A 16,010-nucleotide genomic window follows, 5' to 3' on the forward strand; every position below is an offset into this window, starting at 1 on the left:
ATAATATGTACTGACGTATAAATGGTGGGTATATGAAGACCGTAGATAGGATATTGCAAATCGTTAAGCGTGATGGTTCCGTCACTGCAAAACAACTCTCTTCTGAGCTGGGTATGACAACTATGGGGGCACGTCAGCACCTGCAGAGTTTAGAAGACGATGGCATCCTGTCTATTCATGACGTCAAAGTCAAAGTAGGTCGCCCAGCTCGTCATTGGTCTCTCACTCAAAAAGGTCATGAGCAATTTGCTGACCGTCACGGAGAGTTGACCATTCAGTTTATAGAAGCTGTCGAACACATTTTTGGCAAAGATGGACTGGACAAAGTCACATCGGAAAGAGAAAAACTCACGTTACAAAGTTATCGTCAGCACCTTGAGCAATGCAACTCTCTGCAAAGCAAACTAGAGACTCTTGTGACACTCAGAGAACAAGAAGGCTATATGGCCGAGCTTGAGCAAGATGAGAACGGATTTATCTTGATCGAAAATCACTGCCCGATTTGTAAAGCCGCAACTCGCTGCCCAAGCTTGTGCCAATCAGAATTAAATGTCTTTCAGTCTTTACTTGGACGTGACACCAAAGTAGAGCGTACCGAACACATCATTAGCGGCCAACGACGCTGCGTTTACCGCATCCAACAACTGCAGTAACCACCACAACCAAACATCGACATGCCGCACTTATTCAATCTCAAGCTTAAAAGCTTCTCTTATAAGTGAGACGGCTGAAGAATTCATCCTCTCTCCTCTTTCTAATGGTATAGGCTCTTAGTAACTAAAGGCAATTTCCATAAGGATTTGGAGAACATTGATGTCTACTCTACGTCACTACTCTTCTCAAACGCTTCCGCCATTCGATGAAATGGTTCGAATGGCAGAGCGAGATCCAGAAGCTTTTGAGCAATTTCGTCATGAAATGGCGAAAGAGATGATCGAAAGCGCATCAAAAAACATGCAAGAAAGACTGTGGGCTCAGCAAAGCCACATCGATAGGGTCATCAGCACGTGTAAAAACCCTCACCACACCAATGTGGTATTGATGAACGAATTACAAAAACAGGTCGTGAAGTTCAGAGCGGCGCTACAAGGGGAAACGGCACCGACTCAAAAAGCGGATGTGGTTAGTTTAGAGGCATTTAAAGGTAGGGATGATTTTTACTGATACTCAGTAGATAGATCGAGAAAGTTAGGGTTCGTTTCTCTTACCAAGGCTAACTTCCACTCACGCTTCCACTGCTTGAGCTGCTTTTCTCGGTTTATGGCAGTTGCCATATCTTCGAATAACTCAAAGTAAACGAGCTTATGAACGTTGTATTTCTTGGTAAATCCCTCAACTACTCCGTTTTTATGCTGCCATATTCTTTGAGGCAGCTGACTGGTAACACCAATGTAAAGAACGGCGTTGTTGTTTGACGTTAGGATATAAACGCAAGGTGTCCTATCGATGATTCATTCTCCTTCATGATTCGCTGTTACTTTTCCATTGTAATTCAATCGCTCAGTTCAAACTCGGAGCGCTCTGTGCGTAGATTCTGAATCACACTCGTCCCTCGCTGTTCAGAATGACGATGACTTTAACAGCCTCTAAAACAAAGGAGCTCGTCATTCTAACGAGCTCAAGCGAGACTAAGAATCTGGTAACAACAAGCTCTTATTCTTTCCCGCTCACCTTAGCCACTGCTCAACCGGACGATAGATTCTGAATCATGCTCGTCCCTCACTGTTCAGAATGACGGTTAAAATAGCAAGCTCTAGATCAAAAAAGCTCGTCATTCTAGCGAGATCCAGCGAGACTAAGAATCAAGTAACAGCAAACTCCTATTCTTTCCCACTCACCTTAGCTACTGCTCAAGCGGACGATAGATTCTGAATCACGCTCGTACCTCGTTGTTCAGAATGACGGGTACAATAGCAAGCTCTAGATCAAAAGAGCTCGTCATTCTAGCGAGCTCCAGCGAGACTAAGAATCAAGTAACAGCAAACTCCTATTCTTACCCACTCACCTTAACCACTTCGCAACCAGACAATATATTCTGAATCACGCTCGTACCTCGTTGTTCAGAATGACGGTTATAATAGCAAGCCCTAGACCAAAGGAGTTCGTCATTCTAGCGAGCCTCAGCGAGACTAAGAGTCTACTTTCAGCGAGCACGTTACTTAAAGCGATTACTCCGGCTCAGGGCCATATTGGTTTGGTCCTGATGTTCCTTTTAATAAGCCACATTCAATTAGAATCCATAAACCACAAATCAGAGAAATGGATGCAACGAACATTTGCGGTGTCGACGGCTCTTGTGCAACAGGGCTAGTCATTGGCGTAGCGATTCGTCCGATAATCAGCGGAATATTCAGTGCTAGCCAATAGATTGATTTGTTGCGGTCATGCCAACGCTTGGTGGTGATCGCCAAATCAGGGATTAACAAAATCACCAAGAAAATAGGGAGAAGTAAATAGGAGAAAGTAGGAAATAGCTTACTGATTCCAGCCCCAAAACCTAGAATAGAGACATAGTAAATGACGTTCCAAATCCAGTAGGTTTTACGGTTTATACGTCCTTGAAAAGAAAACAGTAACTCTTTAGTCGACATCAAATTTTACCCCAAAATAGAAAGGTTATAGATTAGCCGAGTCGATATGGTTTGGAAAGTACACCTGCAGTGTAAGCGCCAATAGTGCCGTTATAACAAGCAGAGCGAGACTAAGCTGAAGCAACGATAAACGCTAGATAAGGCCTATTAGCTTTCAGCTCCCTTGCATCTCACGGTGCTTAACCCTGCCCGCTACTCTCAAGAAACTCTGTTCAACCTAATTCACTACCTTCTGGAAGCTTTCTATATCCATGTCTCGGATATTGACCGTTAAGCTATGCACGTGACTGGCTTGCTCTTGAAGTGTCTCCATCAAGGCTCGTGACAGTTCTCGCTTCTGCTCTTGGGAACGGCCAGATAGCAAATCAAAGTTGATATGGATAAAGTCGAGGCTATCGCCCTCTTCCCCAATTAACCAATTGTGGCACCGGAGCGTTCTAGATTTCACTGACGCGAGTTCAAAAAGGCCACTCTCTAACGCCGTTTTATGTAAGTCCTCCAGCAACCCCTGAACATTGACACGTTCTTCAACCGAGTTTGAATACTCTAAAACGAGATTTGGCATTTTGATTCCTTTCTACAACAATTAATTCCAGCGCGTAGTAATACCAATCTCAGCAGCAATTTCCGAGGAATGAACTATCATTCTGTCTACGTGATCACCAATCGATTGCTTTTGACAAAAATAACAGGATCGATGCTTGGTCGAATCAGTAAAGAAAGCCGGACAAGACATGACGCCAATCATGATCTGTTCACATTATTCTGTTATATTCCTACGTAGATTTTTTACATTAATTGACTATTTACATTAAAGATAAGGGAGATATTCCTATGCGTCGTCCTGTAGTGATGGGTAACTGGAAACTAAACGGCAGCAAAGCAATGGTAACTGAGCTGCTAACTGGTCTTAACGCTGAGCTTGAAGGCGTTGAAGGTGTTGACGTAGCAGTCGCTCCACCAGCACTTTACATCGACCTAGCAGAGCGCGTAATCGCTGAAGGCGGTAACAAGATCATCCTAGGTGCTCAAAACACTGACCTAAACAACAGCGGTGCGTTCACTGGCGATATGTCTCCAGAAATGCTGAAAGATTTCGGTGCTACTCACATCATCATCGGTCACTCAGAGCGTCGTGAATACCACAACGAATCTGACGAGTTTATCGCTAAGAAATTCAACTTCCTAAAAGAAAACGGCCTAACACCTGTTTTCTGTATCGGTGAATCTGAAGCGCAAAACGAAGCTGGCGAAACTGAAGCTGTATGTGCACGTCAAATCAACGCAGTTATCGACACTTACGGTGTTGAAGCTCTAAACGGCGCAATCATCGCTTACGAACCAATCTGGGCTATCGGTACTGGTAAAGCAGCAACAGCTGAAGATGCACAACGCATCCACGCTTCTATCCGCGCACTTATCGCTGCGAAAGACGAAGCAGTTGCAGCACAAGTAATCATCCAATACGGTGGTTCTGTTAAGCCAGAAAACGCTGAAGCTTACTTCTCGCAACCAGACATCGACGGTGCTCTAGTTGGCGGCGCTTCTCTAGACGCGAAAAGCTTCGCAGCAATCGCTAAAGCAGCGGCTAAAGCAAAAGCTTAATCTCGTTTTTACTCAGAGTCGAAATAACAAAGGGATGCATCATGCATCCCTTTTTGTTTGCGTGTTATCCACTCGGAGTACACCGATAGGAAGTTCTGAATTATGCTGGCTCAGCAATTTTCACGGTTGGTTTTTTCGCGAGATCCGCACTGGAATCCTTCTTATAAAGGTTCTCGTAGCAGTAATTTGTGGCTTCAATGTAACCTTCTACACTACCGCAATCAAAGCGTTGACCTTTAAATTTGTATGCCAAAACACAACCAGATTGAGCTTGTTGCATCAACGCATCGGTGATTTGAATCTCGCCACCTTTGCCCGGTTCTGTATTTTCAATCAGCTCAAAGATATCAGGTGTCAGAATGTAGCGACCTATAATCGCTAGATTGCTAGGTGCAGTGCCTGGTTCTGGCTTTTCAACCATGTTATCAATGCGGAAGATATCATCTTTGATCATCTCGCCAGCAATCACACCGTATTTATGCGTTTCTGATTCCGGCACTTCTTGTACCGCAATGATTGAACAGCGGAACTGTTTGTACAGCTCAACCATTTGCGCTAGAACGCCTTTGTCCTCACTCACACAAAGGTCATCCGCGAGTACAACAGCAAACGGTTCATCACCGACCAATTCACGTCCCGTAAGAATAGCGTGACCTAAGCCTTTCATTTCACGCTGACGGATGTAAGTGTAACTCGCAGAATCAATCAAAGAACGAATATCATCAAGCAGCGCTTCTTTACTTGTACCGCTAATTTGATGCTCTAGCTCGTAGTTTTTATCAAAGTGATCCATCAGGGAGTGTTTGCCACGACCTGTGACGATGCACATACCGTCCATACCGGCTTCAATCGCTTCTTCAACACCATATTCAATCAATGGCTTGTTCACCACTGGCATCATTTCTTTCGGCATCGACTTAGTCGCAGGAAGGAAACGTGTACCGTAACCCGCTGCAGGGAATAAACATTTTTTAATCATAACCATTACCAACTAAAAAAAGGCTCCTCTGAGGGAGCCTATTATATTATTTGAATATAAAGACGAATTAATCGCTACCAAACAGGTCACGGGTGTAAACTTTATCAGCTACATCAGCAAGCTCTTCAACCATACGGTTAGAGACAATCACATCTGCACTTTGTTTAAACTCATTCATATCTTTGATTACACGTGAGTTAAAAAACTCATCTTCCTGAAGTACTGGCTCATATACCACTACTTCGATGCCCTTTGCCTTAATACGCTTCATAATGCCTTGAATAGACGAAGCGCGGAAATTGTCTGAGCCAGACTTCATAATTAAGCGGTAAATGCCCACAACTTTTGGTTCTCGCTTGAGAATAGATTCTGCGACAAAATCTTTACGAGTGCGGTTTGCATCAACAATCGCTCCGATAATGTTATTTGGAACATCCTGGTAGTTTGCTAACAGCTGCTTTGTATCTTTCGGTAAGCAGTACCCACCGTAACCGAATGACGGGTTGTTGTAGTGATTGCCAATACGAGGATCTAAGCCTACACCTTCAATAATTTGGCGAGCATCAAGGTTATGTGCTTCAGCATAAGAATCTAATTCATTGAAGTAAGCTACGCGCATCGCTAGGTACGTGTTTGAAAACAATTTAACCGCTTCTGCTTCTGTAGAGTCAGTAAACAGAACCGAAATGTCTTCTTTTACCGCACCTTCGACCAGAAGGTTAGCGAACTTCTCAGCACGTTCGCTGCGCTCACCAACGATGATACGAGAAGGGTGGAGGTTATCGTAAAGTGCTTTACCTTCACGAAGAAACTCAGGAGAGAACATAATATTTTGACAACCGCGTTCTTCTTTAATACGCACAGTGTAACCTACTGGAACTGTCGACTTAATGACCATAACCGCATCTGGATTAATTGCCATCACATCTTTAATCACAGCTTCAACTGAAGATGTGTTAAAGTAGTTCGTTTGAGGGTCATAATCCGTTGGTGTGGCAATGACAACAAACTCTGCGTCTTTGTAAGCCAGCTTTTTATCTAGCGTCGCGATAAAGTTGAGTTCTTTGTTTGCAAGGAAATGTTCGATTTCCGCATCAACAATTGGAGATTTCTTGTCATTCAACAAGTCCACTTTTTCTTGGATAATATCAACCGCCACAACCTCATGGTTTTGTGACAATAACATGGCATTGGACAAACCGACGTAGCCCGTGCCTGCTACAGCAATTTTCATTTTTATTTCCTATTATTTAACTGACGCTAGCATATCAAAACACCGACACTCTCGGTAGAGTGCGGTGATTAACTAAAAGCCTAACTAGCAACACAACTTAATTTAATTGAGTACCCAAGTAACGCAAATAAGCATTGCGAATGCGCAGCTTGTTCTGCTCAAAGTACTCTTGACCATAACGGCCTCGGTTAAAGTAGCGGCGAAGCATACTATTATCCATCACGAGTTCATCACCCTGGCCTGCTACCAAATAGTTTGTATCGTTGCCAACTCGTGTCGTAACGTTGAAATCATAAGCCTCGTTACCACGAACTTGTATCACTCCCGGTGACATATCACGCCATGGCGTTAATGGCAGCTTTACTGAAACAGTGACAAACTGCTCTTCGTCTGTATCATTAAACTTTGTCACCTGATAACTTGCCGATACTGCTATGTCCTCAAACCAATGTGAGGTCGTGAATTTTGCGCCGACATCCCCCTTCCAAAACTCTCCAGCAGTCGCATTAAACTGCCAATCCCACTCAGGCATAGAGTATGTATAACGAGTTAAAAAGGTTTGGCGATCTGGGTTCGCATAACCATTTTTGTCTTTTTCGTCTTGATGTTGGAAATAGCTCATCTCTAATCCCAACCAATGGTTGCCCGATTGAGAGAACCAAGCTGATTCACTACGCGCACCGATATAATCCGACTTAACCAAGCCTAGGGAAACTTGGTTAGCTATATCGACATATGGTAAACGGAAGAACTGATGTACCATTGCACGCTCAATCTCGTTCTCGTATACGCTGTCTTCGAAATACCCACCCTCTTCAAAATCATCACTTTCTGCTAAAGGTAAAATATGACGAACATCTATTGCCGCGCCAGGCCATAGGTAGGTGTATAAGTTGCTAGACATAGCAAAAGAGTAATCATACACACCGTACTCGGTTGCAAAACCATGCCTTACCATAGGAGAAAATACGATCTGCGAACCTAAAGTGCCTGAATTGACTCGTTCCGTTTTCCAATCAACCATGTCTAATCTTTCCGACAAGTCGCGCGTGATAAACTGAATGTCATCACAAACTGCGCTGCCATTGACAAAACTTTGGTAACAGTTAGCGTCAGACAAAACGCTGACCACTGGTTTTTGGTTGGCAAGCATCACAAGTTCAAATTGATCCGATGCAGCGCCTATATCTTGCGCCGCATTTTGACCTAAATGACTCGACACTATACCCAGAGCGACACCTAGTCCGTCAACTTGGTTATGGTTGTAGCGGCGGTTTTCTAAAGCCACCACAACTTTGTCATTTGATACGCCCACTTCAACATTAACGAAGCCTTCATTTTTTAACGCACTAACCAAAGAGGAAATTGACGCTTGTTGCGCTTTGTTTTGCTCAACGACTAAACGATCCATTAACGTCATATTATTCTTCGCGTAGTCGCGAGAGCGAGAGTATTCCGTTATCAATGGCATCGAGAGTGCAGCACTCCAAACGCTTGAACCATCCGATTCATGACCAGAATAAATCTGGTAACTTAATGAGGCGGTTATATCATTAGGCAGTAAATTATCGGGAGTAAACACTTTTATAGAAGAGTTAAATTCTACTGAATCGTACTCTCCTACTAGTTGAACAAAGTCAAAAGGTTGGTATTCAAAGCCACCAAAAGGGCCATCTAGAACACCCATCAAACGCTCTTCTGACTGACCGAAACCAGCAGAAACCCTTAAGGGAAGTGCATTAAACGTATAATCAGCGACGGCAAAATTAGTCATGAGCTTATTTGCAGCCCCACCGACATCTTGCATACCCAAAGCAAAATCTAAGTTCTCATTCCCCCAAAAATTGGGAACCTGATACTTCAGTGATAATGATAAATCTCGAATACCGCCACAGCCTGTTTTAAAACAGTTCGAGTTATAATCATAAGTAACGATACTACCATGAGCATCTAACCCTTCAATGAGGCCGAAAGATACTTTTATAGAATCTAAACCTTGCACCTCGTCAAGCCAAGGGCGCCCTTGGGCAAAAGATACACCAAAGTCGCCATACTCTTTCACTTGAGCATTAGGGTTAAAAACCAGTCCACTAAAGCTTTGGTTAGAATTTAGCGTCTGCAATTCGTTTGCCGCGACGCCACAACTAAAAGCCAACGATAGGGTAATTATCGTTACTTCATCCACTGAAATCTTTTTGAACATAACTCTTTATTTTATTTAGTTTTGCTAGCTGGCACGGAGACCTTCTGCTTGAGTTTTTTCTTTTTGAAAGCAATCTTCCACTGCGTCCAAGTATTTTTGTATGACTAACTGCTCATCAAACTCTCGTTCAACTTTTTGACGACTGAATTGTCCCATTGTTAACCTTTCTTGATGAGTGAGGTTGATCACCAAATCCAGTTTTTCAATCAAACTCTCTGTCGAGCGAGGAGCACATAAATAACCATTGACTCCATCGTCAACCGTTTCACGACAACCAACATTGTCGGTTGTTACTATGGGTTTCCCCATTGCTGCCGCTTCAAGTAACGATTTAGGAACTCCCTCTCGATAGAATGAAGGAAGCACCATGCAATCTACCTTCGCAATCTCCTCTTCTACACAATCAGAAGTGCCAAGATAACTTACAATGCCTTCATCAACCCACTTTTGCATATCGCTACTAGAGACAGCTGAAGGGTTATTAACATCAAGAAAACCTAGTAATCGAAATTCAACCTTATCACCATGCTTAGACTTCAATGCACGGGCCGCTTCAACGTAGTGACCAATGCCTTTGTCGTACAACATTCTGGCAATCAATAAAAAGCGAATTACACCGTCATCATTTGCAGGGCTAACTTGAAAACGGTTGAGATCAGCTCCCGAACCAGGTAGACGATCAACAAGATACGATGGCGCTAACCGGTTCTCCAAAAACAACGCTTTATCGTCTTCATTTTGAAAGAAGATCTTACTTGCTTTAGATTGGCTCATTTTATACAGCAATCTGGCAATCTTAGACGTAAGGCCTTCATTAATAAAGACCATACCTAAGCCGGCAATATTATTGACCGACTTAGGGCCAACAAAATGCCCAGCTAACGTACCGTAGATATTATTCTTTGGAGTAAAGTTCAGTACCACATCGGGTTTGACGCTCTTAAAGATTTTGATAAATGAGAAAAACGTACCAATATCTTTAACAGGGTTTGTACCCCCTTGGTCAATGTTGATATGACAAAAGCTTGCTCCAAGTGATTCAAGCTTCGGTGAGTAATCATCTTTAGGGGCTATAGCTACAACCTGATAACCAGCGTCCAACAACGCCGTAATGGTGTTTCTTCTGAAATTATATAAATACCAACTTGTATTTGCTGAAATCGCAACCGTTTTCATCTAACTACCTAAACCTTATAAAACTCGCGATACCAATCAACTAAGGCTTGAACGCCCTGTTTAAGACCAACTTGGGGTTTGTAGCCAGTCGCTTCGAATAAATCAGAGGTATCAGCATAAGTCTTATACACATCACCAGGCTGCATCTCGCGGAAGTTCTTTTTCGCTTCAATACCAAGCGCAGATTCGATTTCCGTGATGAAGTCCATAAGGTTAACTGGACTACCGTGACCTATATTGTAAACAGAATATGGAGCAGAACTAGAAGCAGGCGTACCGGATTCAACGGTCCAGTCGTCATTTCTTTGAGGGATAACCTCAGAAATACGTACAATACCTTCAACAATGTCGTCAATGTAAGTGAAGTCTCGCCACATATCGCCATTATTGTTTATATCAATTGTATCGCCCTCTAATATCTTCTTAGTGAAAATAAAAGGTGCCATATCAGGACGGCCCCATGGACCGTAAACGGTAAAGAACCGCAATCCAGTCGTAGGTAAGTCATACAAGTGAGAATATGAATGTGCCATTAACTCATTTGATTTCTTCGTCGCTGCATACAAAGAAACTGGATGGTCAACCGTATCACTTGTTTCAAAAGGTGTTTTTTGATTCAAGCCATAAACAGAAGATGACGATGCGTAAACTAAATGCTTAACTTTTGAATGTCGGCACCCCTCTAGGATGTTTAGGTGACCAACTAAGTTAGAATCGGCATAGGCCATCGGGTTTTCTATAGAGTATCTCACACCAGCTTGAGCTGCTAAGTGGATAACACAATCAAACTGGTTGTTAGCGAAGAAATCAGCTACAGCTTGTCTATCCGAGAGATCCATCTTTACAAACTCGAATCGCTCACTATTATTGATCGCCAGTAGTCGAGCTTCTTTAAGATTAACATCATAGTAGTCATTAATATTATCTACACCAACAACACTCGCACCTTTACTCAAAAGTACTTCAATGGTTTTAGCGCCAATAAAACCCGCTGCGCCAGTTACTAAATATTTCATTATAATTTCCAATTTAAATGCTAAGCCAAAATAATTAGACAAGATAAATATTTTTAGTAGTACTCCTACTTCCAAAAACCACCAAGATATAAATCGTCTTCGTATGAACCAAATTTATCCCAACCACTAGCTGGACAAAAGGTCATTTCTCCAAAATATATTTTACCATCAACATTAAACATATCTACACGTACATAATTAAATGGTTCTGATAATAAAACGGCCATATCAACCATACTTGAAAAATCTTGTGGTAAATGAATACTAGAAGGTCCATGATTGTATTCAGAGAATTGAATATGATATTTATTCCCATTTAAATCATATAATGTTTTAGTGCAGTTTGGAGTATTATATTCAGAATTTATTTGTAGTAAAATTAATTCTCCATTATTAAAAACATGAAACTTATAATCTAGCAAAGCAGAATTATCTTTATTCTCTAGAAGTTTTTCTATAAGAATCGTAGGGGTTTCTATATCATAAAATAGCTCATCAATTCCTTTTCCAGGCATCAAATTCAAATATCCATTAAACTCATCACATAGTGCATTTAAATCTACATTATCTCTATCTAGGATAACTTTGACATTAACGCCCCCTCCCCCATTACTAGATTTAATAACAAACTTATCTGGAATATCATTAAATTGCGATAATTCTAATTTCTCAGTACTAAGTAAAAGAGGAACTAAGAAATCATCACCAATTGTGTTTCGAACATAATGTCTCACTTGTAATTTATCTGCAAATTTTGAATAATTACTCGGGTCATCGTAGAGCTTTCGACTCTGAATTTTTTCATTCAATGTCTTTGGAGAAATTAAATTTGGATAGTATCCATGTGTAATAAAAAACCTAAGAATAATATAAAATTTCTTTGGTAAAAAAAAACGGATAAAATCACGTGAAAAGTACTTCACTTTATTTTTAAAATACATTGGTGGCACCTACGAGTAATCATTGTAAATTTTGATTGTTTATTATTCAATTATTGCTTTACACAAAACAATAACCCGTTTCAGGGTGGAATTTTTTAATTTAACGAAACTATTAAAAACCATATTTTTACTTCTAATATCAATAATTTTTCATTTACTCTTTCGCATTGATAAATAGTAGTCTAAAGTTTAATGGATTACTTTTAAAGTTCTTTAACGCTTTGACAGTATTAAGTATATTCTATCTTATTACATATAAATTAGCATATACTCAATATGAACTAACTTATCACTAATAATCTATATTGAAGAACAACGGAAATTTTTGCTCACTTTTCTTAACACGAGGTTTATCAAAACGACCATCATGACATTAATATTTACATAAACCATAACAAATAAAAATATTATTAATATTTCCTGGCTAACTTAACACAATCAAAAATTAGAAAGTATTTTTATTTCCAAAGCACACACTAAGAATATTAAATATTTCTCAACATTACATTTAACGGATTACGTTAAAACTGAATTAGCGTCTAAATACTTTCGGTGCTTAGATTGACTTTTTAAATCAAGAGTGATTAAAAATCATTTTTATTTTATCTACTAACTCTCTCTTTAAAATAAGATATGAAATTGTTCTAAATATTGAGATATACCAGTAAATATCAGTAAAACAGGGGTTATCTAGCTTATACCTTAGGCCACTCCTTAGTTGACTATGTCTATTTTTACCACTTATACCACCACTTCTAATTTCACACTTTACAAGTACATCTGATAAATTTTCACACTTTTCATTCAGCATTGCTTTATGAAAGTATACTAAATCTTCTGTATGTGAATACGTCGTTGGATAAAATCCAATTGAATCGATCAACTCAACTCTAAAGAAAACAGTTGGATGAACGAAACATGTTTTTGCCCACCTTGATCTTTTTAATTCATCATGAGTTAGTGGAACATTTGTTTTAAACGAGTAATCACTATCTGGGTTAAAAAATTCAACATTTGATCCTACCAAGAAAGTATTTTTATTTTCCTGAAGATATTCATATTGGATTTTAAATCTATTTACTATATTTAGATCTGCACAGTCTAAACGTGCGATAAATTTAAATTTTCCCAGAGATTTAATTTCAGATAAGCCTTGATTAAGAGCACCAACAATTCCTTTGTTAACTTCATAGCGAATTACCACTACTTGAAACGGGTATCTTTGTTCGTTAATAGTTATAGGGTTTTCACTTCCATCATCAACAACAAAGACCGTAAAATTATTATTCTCTTCATCTATAGAGTTTAATGTTTTTACTAATGATAAACTATCATTATATGCTGGAATTAATACAGCTAAATCATCCATTTTCAGGTCCTAGCAATTCTTTATACATTGAAAGATTTGAGTTTACCAAAGAGGAGAAATTAAACTTGTTTTCTAGAATACAGGTCGCATTATCTGAAATTGTCATTCTTTCTAAACTTGACATTTTATAGATCTTTTCTAGTGCACATACTAAAGACTCTACTTTATTAGGGTCCACCAAAATGCCATTTTTATTATCAATTACAAGTTCGCATCCACTTGTGAGCATGGTGTTAATTACAGGAATTCCAACACTCATAGCTTCTAAAGGGGCAAGAGAGAAGCACTCAGCAAAGCTTGGAAAAATTGCAACATCATATATTTTATAGAATTCAAGTAATTCGGATTTTTTCTTCATTCCGTGAACTATAATATCATCTGAAATAATAATATGCTCTAATATATTCAAATCACGACCAACAAGGTGTAACTTTGAATTAGGGTACTTTTTAACAAAAATATTCCACGCCTCGTATAATACAAGAACTCCTTTCAGCTGAGACAACGTTCCTGCATACACAACATTGAATGTAGAATCTAAATCAAAATTGGTTTTTCTAAGCTCAGTTGGCTTTACACCATTATAAATGGTTTCAATATCAATATTTAGACCAAAATACTTTTTAGTTTTTAAAGCCGTATAGTTACTAACTGAAATAACTTTATCAGCGGTATTAAGAACATTTTTCTCTAAAACTTTTCTAAGGAAGTATTTTATATTTTTTGGTCGATTAAACTCATGCGAAAAATAAACAACAGAACCATGCAGTCTAATGACTTTTTTTGCGTTTAGCTTTGGCCAAAAAGCTGTTAGACCAATGTTTTCTTGACACTCAACTATATCTATAGACATTGTATCAACTAATTCTTTAACACTTTTAAACAATTTGATTCTTGATAAAAGCTCACTACTCATTATTTTCTTTAGTCTATAAACTGCAACTCCGTTGACATTTGTTACTTCATTCTCTAAAAGGTTGTCATAATAACCAATAACATAAACAGCATGTCCTAGTTTTACTAATTCTTCACTGATCTCCTTTGTAAAGGTACCTATACCACCATTAACATAAGGTGGATATTCATTACAAACAAAACATATTTTTAATTTATTTCTCATTGAATATTTCATTGTTGATTTCAATTAATTTAAATAATATATTATGCTCAATTAACCGCATAATAAAAACTCATACATTGAATATGTTCACAGGCCTAAGGTGAGGTTAATAAAACCCTTACCCTACAAGAAATGACGAAAGATAGTTAGAATTCCGATTGTGCTTATCTAATCCCACCTTAACGATTTTTCATTATATTTATGTAGCCGATCACTGCTAAATTATCGCCTTCAAACTATAGCTTAAACTTATTTTCAATCGCCACAACATCACCTTGAGTTACCTCCTAAAGTATTTACCCATTCAGAAAAGCACGATTGTAGACGATTAAGAGTGATCAGATTGATGACTCTCTATTGTGTCGTAAACAGGAATCCCTTTTCAAAATCGCCATATTGCCTTAGCTAATCGATACATGCGATCAGAGTGCTGCTGTCATAAATAAGACGATATCGGTAAGCTTATATTCTACTTTTCATGATTTCTAATGGGCATTGGAATCCTAAATATGGTTCAAGTAGATTAATCGGCTCATAGTGCTAACATCACTACTGTAAGAATCAGTATATGACTACAGATATAATTGAACTCAATCCGATCCGAAAATTAATCCTATTTACTTGGCATCGGGATATGAATTGAGAAAGTTTACTTGATCTGTCAGGAAGGTTTTGTTTCACAAAGACTTTGTGTAATATTGATCTGAACTCAGGTTTATAAATTATAAATAAATCGAAGAATTATAAAAAATGAAAACTAAAAGCATAGAAGATATATAACAAAACCTTGAACCCATCGATAGCCGGCTAAATATACTGGTTAAAAGTATAGGAAGCAAAGCCCAACTGTAAGCATATACTCTATCAGAGTATGGTATAAATGACATGATATTCGCTATAGCATTTATAATAAAAAAGATTTTTATTATAAATAACTCACTAATTGAAATATCAAAAAACTTATATTTTTTCTCATAGAGAATATACATGAATGGATAAAGAGAAAATGCGACAAATTGAGGCTTAATACCTGTAACATAATCACCTTGGTAATCAGTATTAAGGTAAGCTTCGTATCTGTTTGATATAATACCTTCAAGACTCGATATATCAATAGCTGAAGATATATCAACTATACCTATAATCAAAGATATTAAATATATTAAAACCAATGTCCTTAAAGAAAATACATAGCTAAATATAGCAAGAGAAAAAATAATAGCAGTGGAGTGAAAATTAAAAGCAAGCAGTATAAGTAACACTGATATTATCCAAAATCTATTCATTATCATAGAAACAAATAGATAACAGACAACTATTGCAATACTCTGTCTAAATCCAGTAACAGAATATAATGCAAAAAATGTCGAAAGTGTAAATAAAAAAAAGAATGTAGTAAAAGAACTATGATGATTTACTTTCTTTGATAAATAAAAACCTGAAATAAATAAACTTACTGGATAGGAAAGTAAATATATTGTTTCATTTTCAAATATATTAAGAAATTTTGTGTAGTATATAAAGCCAACTCCCCACACATTAATTCCATCTAAATAATCAGGATGATTAAATGTATATAAGTATGTTAGTGCATCTCCACTAAACTCTCTAAATATTATTACATAACCTAATGACAAACTAGAAAAAAAAACAAATGGTATAATATAAGTTGGCTTATCTCTTATACTGGTGCATTGTATTATCAAAAAAAAACACACACTGAAAATATATAAAAAATAAAATAATTCGTTCAGTGAGCTACTTAAATTTAGCACT

General features: G+C 38.4%; 15 protein-coding genes. 3 read left to right on the forward strand and 12 right to left on the reverse strand.

Going from position 1 to position 16,010, the window contains the following annotated elements:
• The first annotated feature begins 32 nt into the window (after nucleotides 1-32).
• Entirely contained in the window at nucleotides 33-653 is a 621-nt protein-coding gene (locus OO778_RS15145) for a metalloregulator ArsR/SmtB family transcription factor (protein WP_182019200.1), read from the forward strand.
• A gap of 160 nt (nucleotides 654-813) precedes the next feature.
• On the forward strand, nucleotides 814-1,164 hold the full coding sequence (locus tag OO778_RS15150) for a DUF3135 domain-containing protein (RefSeq protein ID WP_086046482.1): 351 nt from the start codon (nucleotides 814-816) through the stop codon (nucleotides 1,162-1,164).
• On the opposite strand, the gene OO778_RS15155 is transcribed toward OO778_RS15150, so the two are convergent.
• From OO778_RS15155 to OO778_RS15165, 3 genes are all read right to left on the reverse strand, one after another.
• Nucleotides 1,158-1,448, reverse strand: coding sequence for a GIY-YIG nuclease family protein (locus OO778_RS15155; protein ID WP_086046481.1), 291 nt, complete (start codon nucleotides 1,446-1,448; stop codon nucleotides 1,158-1,160). The genes OO778_RS15150 and OO778_RS15155 overlap by 7 nt on opposite strands.
• Before the next feature lie 720 nt (nucleotides 1,449-2,168).
• Nucleotides 2,169-2,591, reverse strand: coding sequence for a DUF805 domain-containing protein (locus tag OO778_RS15160; RefSeq protein ID WP_047009013.1), 423 nt, complete (start codon nucleotides 2,589-2,591; stop codon nucleotides 2,169-2,171).
• A gap of 217 nt (nucleotides 2,592-2,808) precedes the next feature.
• Nucleotides 2,809-3,156 carry a 5-carboxymethyl-2-hydroxymuconate Delta-isomerase gene (locus OO778_RS15165; protein WP_256964520.1) on the reverse strand — a complete coding sequence of 116 codons (348 nt, stop codon included), beginning with the start codon at nucleotides 3,154-3,156 and terminating at the stop codon, nucleotides 2,809-2,811.
• A gap of 269 nt (nucleotides 3,157-3,425) precedes the next feature.
• Between OO778_RS15165 and tpiA the strand changes: the two genes are divergently transcribed.
• Nucleotides 3,426-4,196, forward strand: a complete 771-nt coding sequence (gene tpiA, locus OO778_RS15170; RefSeq protein ID WP_005384863.1) for a triose-phosphate isomerase — start codon at nucleotides 3,426-3,428, stop codon at nucleotides 4,194-4,196.
• 100 nt (nucleotides 4,197-4,296) lie between these two features.
• On the opposite strand, the gene galU is transcribed toward tpiA, so the two are convergent.
• From galU to OO778_RS15215, 9 genes are all read right to left on the reverse strand, one after another.
• Complete coding sequence (gene galU, locus OO778_RS15175) at nucleotides 4,297-5,175, reverse strand: UTP--glucose-1-phosphate uridylyltransferase GalU (RefSeq protein WP_264910247.1); 879 nt, start codon at nucleotides 5,173-5,175, stop codon at nucleotides 4,297-4,299.
• Nucleotides 5,176-5,242: 67 nt separating this feature from the next.
• Entirely contained in the window at nucleotides 5,243-6,409 is a 1,167-nt protein-coding gene (locus OO778_RS15180; RefSeq protein ID WP_264910248.1) for a nucleotide sugar dehydrogenase, read from the reverse strand.
• Nucleotides 6,410-6,506: 97 nt separating this feature from the next.
• Nucleotides 6,507-8,612: a YjbH domain-containing protein gene (locus OO778_RS15185; RefSeq protein WP_264910250.1), complete on the reverse strand. Its 2,106-nt coding sequence runs from the start codon at nucleotides 8,610-8,612 to the stop codon at nucleotides 6,507-6,509.
• A gap of 24 nt (nucleotides 8,613-8,636) precedes the next feature.
• Entirely contained in the window at nucleotides 8,637-9,788 is a 1,152-nt protein-coding gene (locus OO778_RS15190) for a glycosyltransferase family 4 protein (protein WP_264910252.1), read from the reverse strand.
• A gap of 8 nt (nucleotides 9,789-9,796) precedes the next feature.
• On the reverse strand, nucleotides 9,797-10,804 hold the full coding sequence (locus OO778_RS15195) for an NAD-dependent epimerase (protein WP_169609522.1): 1,008 nt from the start codon (nucleotides 10,802-10,804) through the stop codon (nucleotides 9,797-9,799).
• Between the two features lie 65 nt (nucleotides 10,805-10,869).
• Nucleotides 10,870-11,745 carry an ATP-grasp fold amidoligase family protein gene (locus OO778_RS15200; protein WP_264910256.1) on the reverse strand — a complete coding sequence of 292 codons (876 nt, stop codon included), beginning with the start codon at nucleotides 11,743-11,745 and terminating at the stop codon, nucleotides 10,870-10,872.
• Nucleotides 11,746-12,319: 574 nt separating this feature from the next.
• Complete coding sequence (locus OO778_RS15205) at nucleotides 12,320-13,114, reverse strand: glycosyltransferase (RefSeq protein ID WP_264910258.1); 795 nt, start codon at nucleotides 13,112-13,114, stop codon at nucleotides 12,320-12,322.
• Nucleotides 13,107-14,234, reverse strand: a complete 1,128-nt coding sequence (locus OO778_RS15210) for a glycosyltransferase family 4 protein (protein WP_264910260.1) — start codon at nucleotides 14,232-14,234, stop codon at nucleotides 13,107-13,109. The genes OO778_RS15205 and OO778_RS15210 overlap by 8 nt, the downstream gene beginning before the upstream one ends.
• A 722-nt stretch (nucleotides 14,235-14,956) precedes the next feature.
• Entirely contained in the window at nucleotides 14,957-16,009 is a 1,053-nt protein-coding gene (locus OO778_RS15215) for an EpsG family protein (protein WP_264910262.1), read from the reverse strand.
• Between the last annotated feature and the right edge of the window lies 1 nt (nucleotide 16,010).

The sequence above is a fragment of the Vibrio sp. STUT-A16 genome, from assembly GCF_026000495.1.
GTDB classification, from domain to species: Bacteria; Pseudomonadota; Gammaproteobacteria; order Enterobacterales; family Vibrionaceae; genus Vibrio; species Vibrio diabolicus.

Excerpts from the sequence above, each read along its gene's own strand:
- OO778_RS15145 (WP_182019200.1), top strand. The coding sequence starts at position 33 with ATGAAGACCGTAGATAGGATATTGCAAATCGTTAAGCGTGATGGTTCC.
- OO778_RS15190 (WP_264910252.1), bottom strand. The coding sequence starts at position 9,788 with ATGAAAACGGTTGCGATTTCAGCAAATACAAGTTGGTATTTATATAAT.
- tpiA (WP_005384863.1), top strand. The coding sequence starts at position 3,426 with ATGCGTCGTCCTGTAGTGATGGGTAACTGGAAACTAAACGGCAGCAAA.
- OO778_RS15185 (WP_264910250.1), bottom strand. The coding sequence starts at position 8,612 with ATGTTCAAAAAGATTTCAGTGGATGAAGTAACGATAATTACCCTATCG.
- OO778_RS15165 (WP_256964520.1), bottom strand. The coding sequence starts at position 3,156 with ATGCCAAATCTCGTTTTAGAGTATTCAAACTCGGTTGAAGAACGTGTC.
- OO778_RS15205 (WP_264910258.1), bottom strand. The coding sequence starts at position 13,114 with ATGGATGATTTAGCTGTATTAATTCCAGCATATAATGATAGTTTATCA.
- OO778_RS15150 (WP_086046482.1), top strand. The coding sequence starts at position 814 with ATGTCTACTCTACGTCACTACTCTTCTCAAACGCTTCCGCCATTCGAT.
- OO778_RS15210 (WP_264910260.1), bottom strand. The coding sequence starts at position 14,234 with ATGAGAAATAAATTAAAAATATGTTTTGTTTGTAATGAATATCCACCT.
- OO778_RS15160 (WP_047009013.1), bottom strand. The coding sequence starts at position 2,591 with ATGTCGACTAAAGAGTTACTGTTTTCTTTTCAAGGACGTATAAACCGT.
- galU (WP_264910247.1), bottom strand. The coding sequence starts at position 5,175 with ATGATTAAAAAATGTTTATTCCCTGCAGCGGGTTACGGTACACGTTTC.
- OO778_RS15200 (WP_264910256.1), bottom strand. The coding sequence starts at position 11,745 with ATGTATTTTAAAAATAAAGTGAAGTACTTTTCACGTGATTTTATCCGT.
- OO778_RS15195 (WP_169609522.1), bottom strand. The coding sequence starts at position 10,804 with ATGAAATATTTAGTAACTGGCGCAGCGGGTTTTATTGGCGCTAAAACC.
- OO778_RS15180 (WP_264910248.1), bottom strand. The coding sequence starts at position 6,409 with ATGAAAATTGCTGTAGCAGGCACGGGCTACGTCGGTTTGTCCAATGCC.